Origin of the sequence: Streptomyces sp. ADMS (assembly GCF_033441795.1) — a bacterium.
Lineage (GTDB): Bacteria > Actinomycetota > Actinomycetes > Streptomycetales > Streptomycetaceae > Streptomyces.
In genome coordinates this window covers 1-3088 of sequence record NZ_JAVFVX010000255.1, presented here as the reverse complement: position 1 = coordinate 3088, position 3088 = coordinate 1, and the positions used below count along the sequence as shown (strand labels likewise).

The window sequence follows — 3088 nt, the reverse complement described above, 5'->3', positions numbered from 1 at the left end:
CGCCGCACTACTCGCCGGCCGCGACACCTGGACCGTCACCAACTGACCGACCGACGACCGACCGGCTACACGGTGATGTCCTCCGGCCCCGTCGGCATCTCGCGCAGTTTGCCTGCGGGGGACGGGATGATCGGAACCAGCGTCGCGCCGGAGGGCAGGCCCGCGATCCACAGCGCACCCCGCAGCCCCACGACCGCGGCGAGAAGACCTCCGACGGGGCCTCCGAGCGCGCCGCCGCCGTGCAGCCTTTCGGCGAGGCGGAGGGCGAACATCCGCAGGCCGTCCGCTCCCGGCGCAGCCGGAACCGTCGAGTTGTACTGGGCGGAGAGGTACTGGGACGCCCGGTCGGGGGCGTCGTCCAGCGGCCCGTCCAGGACACCGTCCGCCCCGATCGCGGTGCCGGCCGTGGAGCAGCCGGTCGTTTCGGGGGACACAGCGAAGTCGGTGTGACGGGGCTCGGTCACCAGGTAGTCGTTTCCCGCCGCCTGGTACTTGTACACGTCGGTCACGACCGTCTCCCTCGGCTGGTGGGCGCGGTGCCGCGCCGTGGTACGCCTCGGCGCGGCACCGCGCCCGGCTGCCTCTGCGGTGCCTACTGCTCGGTGAGTGCCGCGGCGTAGTGATCGTCGCCGTACCACTTCTCCGCCCAGCGGGAGAACGCGACGATGAGGATGTCCCGGTGCCCCCGGCCGCCGTCGGCGGAGAGCACGGCGGTGACGTCATGGGCCAGCGCCCGGTCGTCCCACAGGACCGCCTGGCCGGGCTCGAGGGTGTCGGTCCAGAGGGGATCGTCCGCGTCGGGGGTCCACAGCCGGGTGGTGCCGCCCGCCACGTTCAGTTTGTTCAGGATCGCGATCATCACGAACTCGTGGCCGTCGTGGTGAACCCCCGCGGGGGTGAGCGGCCCGGGTCCGCCTCCGTCGGCGCGCGTCCGGTTCTGGTGGACGTTGATCTGCCAGTCCTCGGACCGGTCGAGGCCGAGTTCACGGGCGCCGACCTCGATCAGCGGGGTGAAGTCCACCTTGATCGGCTCATCGATACGACGTATGCCGCAACCGGCAGAGTCGAACTTCTTGAAAGTCGTGTAGTCCCGGTGCGGGAGCCGCTCGAACGACCACCCGTCGCTGCCTGCCGGGCTGAGCCGGTACTGCGAGAACCGTTTGAAACGAGTGCCGTTTCCCATGAACTCGTCGACCGGGCAGTCGTCATAGCTGGGCAGGATGTCCGGTGAGGTCTCCGGCAGTTGGATGACGGCGAAACCCTGGCTGCCGAGCGGCATGGCTTCCCCTCCTTGTGTGGTGGGCGGATGGGTTGGCGTCAGACGAGTGCGGACGGCATACCTCGTCCAGGTACTGGGCCGAGGAGTTGCGCCGCCACAGGATGCCGCGGGCGATGGCACGTTGAAGAGGTGCGCGTGGACCTGGGCGTGGTCGCCATTGCCCATCTCGTCCCAGAAGCTGGCCGCGATCTCCGTCTTCACCGCATCGGCGGTTCCCACCTGCATCTTGGCGAGCAGAACGTCGAAGCGGCCGTCCATGACCGGCTCCCGCATATCAACCGGTCCTGGGACTCCATGGTGGCCGCTTCGAGCGACCGGGCTGTTTCGTATGCGACGACAAAGCCTTCTGAGCCTTGCCGTTGCGGAATCCCGTGTACAGCTGGCACGTACGGTCGAGAACACAGTGCTGCGGGTACAGCGCGCCCTTGTCCCCCGCGGTCGCGGCCTTGTTGATACCGGCCACCTCGCTCAGAACCTGCCCGCGCTCGCTGCCGGACAGAGCGGCATCGACGCTCTCGGGCGCGTAACCGAGCCATCTGCCGACCTCGTCCGCCGTGGTCAGATGTGGGGCGGCGGGTGTGGCCTCATTCTCGGACTTGCCAGTTTCGAGCAATTGCTTCCCCTCGGATTCAGCTTGGACTCAAAGGACGAACCGGCGTGCTGCCGCGGATACTCCATCGCCACCGGAAAGAAGGAGAGCTGGGCAGATTTTATTCCCGGAACGGATATCGAAATCCCCCTCGCGTTCCGGGTTCACGTGGATTCACGGATACGCGGCATGCGAGTTTCCACCCCGCGCAGCGTGTGTTTCCATTCTGCGTCGGCGCTACTGTACGGAATCTGTAGGCTGTCTGTACAGTTGCCGGAGAAAATGGTCCGAGAGTGCGTGGGCTGGAGTGCGTTACCAGCTAGGTGAACGTGAAGTCCAGGCGAATCAGAGCCAGTTTGCGGAATCTGACCGGGCGTCCAGGACAATTCGGAGTGGCTTGAGTGGGATCCTGGCCGCATTTCATCGGTGCGCAGTGGCTGGCGGTGATCAGTTTGGCTGATTTAGAAGGCCGGTTATGGACTTCGGTCGTCACCGGCCTTCCCGGCTTCCCCCGGGTCACCGGTCCTCATTCGCTCTCTCTCGCCCTGGGCCGAGCGAATCGTGAACTGTCCGCCCGCTTCTCCTTCCGGGCGAGAAGCCGTCGCGTGCCTGGGAGTCCAGCCGCGGGCACGGCTTCCACGGCCTGCGTCACACGTACGCCTCGGTGATGCTCGAAGCCGGTGAGTCGATCGTGTCGCTCGCGAAGTGGCTGGGGCACTCCGATCCGGCGTTCACGCTCCGGACGTACACGCACTGCATGCCGCAGGCCGGCGCGCGTGGGCTGTCCGCCCGTCTGAGCGCTTTGCCGGACCCCGGTCCACCCCGTTCGTAGTCATGGGTCCAGGGCGTCCTAGCGGGCGTTCTCCGCGGTCACGTACCCGAGCCGGCGTTCGGCCCACCGCCGTTGCTCGCCCTCCAGCCAGTCGAACTCGAAGGCGACGCGGCGGGCGTGGTCGTGCAGTTCGGGAACGCGCCCGGGATGCCGGAGGGCGCTCGCGCCGATGCCGTCCTGGTAGTAGCCGCCCTTTACGGCGACATCGGCGTTCAGCGGCATCATGACGAAAGCCGGGTTGCCGGCTCCCGCTCCCAGGATCCCGCTCTCGCAGCCGGCTCCCGCGATGTCCCAGTGGTCGGCGAGTGCCACGCGGACCCAGCGCCAGGCCTGGTACTACAGCCTCAGATCTTGAGGTTGTGATCGGTTCTGCTCGGGTTGTCGCCAG

Annotated in this window: 5 protein-coding genes; 1 reads left to right on the top strand and 4 read right to left on the bottom strand. The window is 67.4% G+C overall.

The window, feature by feature from the left end; all coding sequences use genetic code 11:
• Positions 1 to 65: 65 nt before the first annotated feature.
• The 3 genes from RB628_RS40015 to RB628_RS40005 form a co-directional block, all read right to left on the bottom strand.
• The gene (locus tag RB628_RS40015; RefSeq protein ID WP_318325565.1) at positions 66 to 509 is read right to left on the bottom strand and encodes a hypothetical protein; all 444 of its coding nucleotides are present in this window, start codon (positions 507 to 509) and stop codon (positions 66 to 68) included.
• A gap of 83 nt (positions 510 to 592) precedes the next feature.
• Positions 593 to 1552 (bottom strand): 2OG-Fe dioxygenase family protein, encoded by a 960-nt coding sequence (locus tag RB628_RS40010; RefSeq protein ID WP_318325564.1) that lies wholly within the window; start codon positions 1550 to 1552, stop codon positions 593 to 595.
• A gap of 1 nt (position 1553) precedes the next feature.
• Positions 1554 to 1892: a hypothetical protein gene (locus RB628_RS40005; RefSeq protein ID WP_318325563.1), complete on the bottom strand. Its 339-nt coding sequence runs from the start codon at positions 1890 to 1892 to the stop codon at positions 1554 to 1556.
• 619 nt (positions 1893 to 2511) lie between these two features.
• Between RB628_RS40005 and RB628_RS40000 the strand changes: the two genes are divergently transcribed.
• Positions 2512 to 2700, top strand: a complete 189-nt coding sequence (locus tag RB628_RS40000) for a hypothetical protein (RefSeq protein WP_412180803.1) — start codon at positions 2512 to 2514, stop codon at positions 2698 to 2700.
• A gap of 18 nt (positions 2701 to 2718) precedes the next feature.
• Here RB628_RS40000 and RB628_RS39995 read toward each other — a convergent pair whose 3' ends face one another.
• Positions 2719 to 3012 (bottom strand): hypothetical protein, encoded by a 294-nt coding sequence (locus tag RB628_RS39995; RefSeq protein ID WP_318325561.1) that lies wholly within the window; start codon positions 3010 to 3012, stop codon positions 2719 to 2721.
• Positions 3013 to 3088: the final 76 nt, after the last annotated feature.

Excerpts from the sequence above, each read along its gene's own strand:
- RB628_RS40010 (WP_318325564.1), bottom strand. The coding sequence starts at position 1,552 with ATGCGGGAGCCGGTCATGGACGGCCGCTTCGACGTTCTGCTCGCCAAG.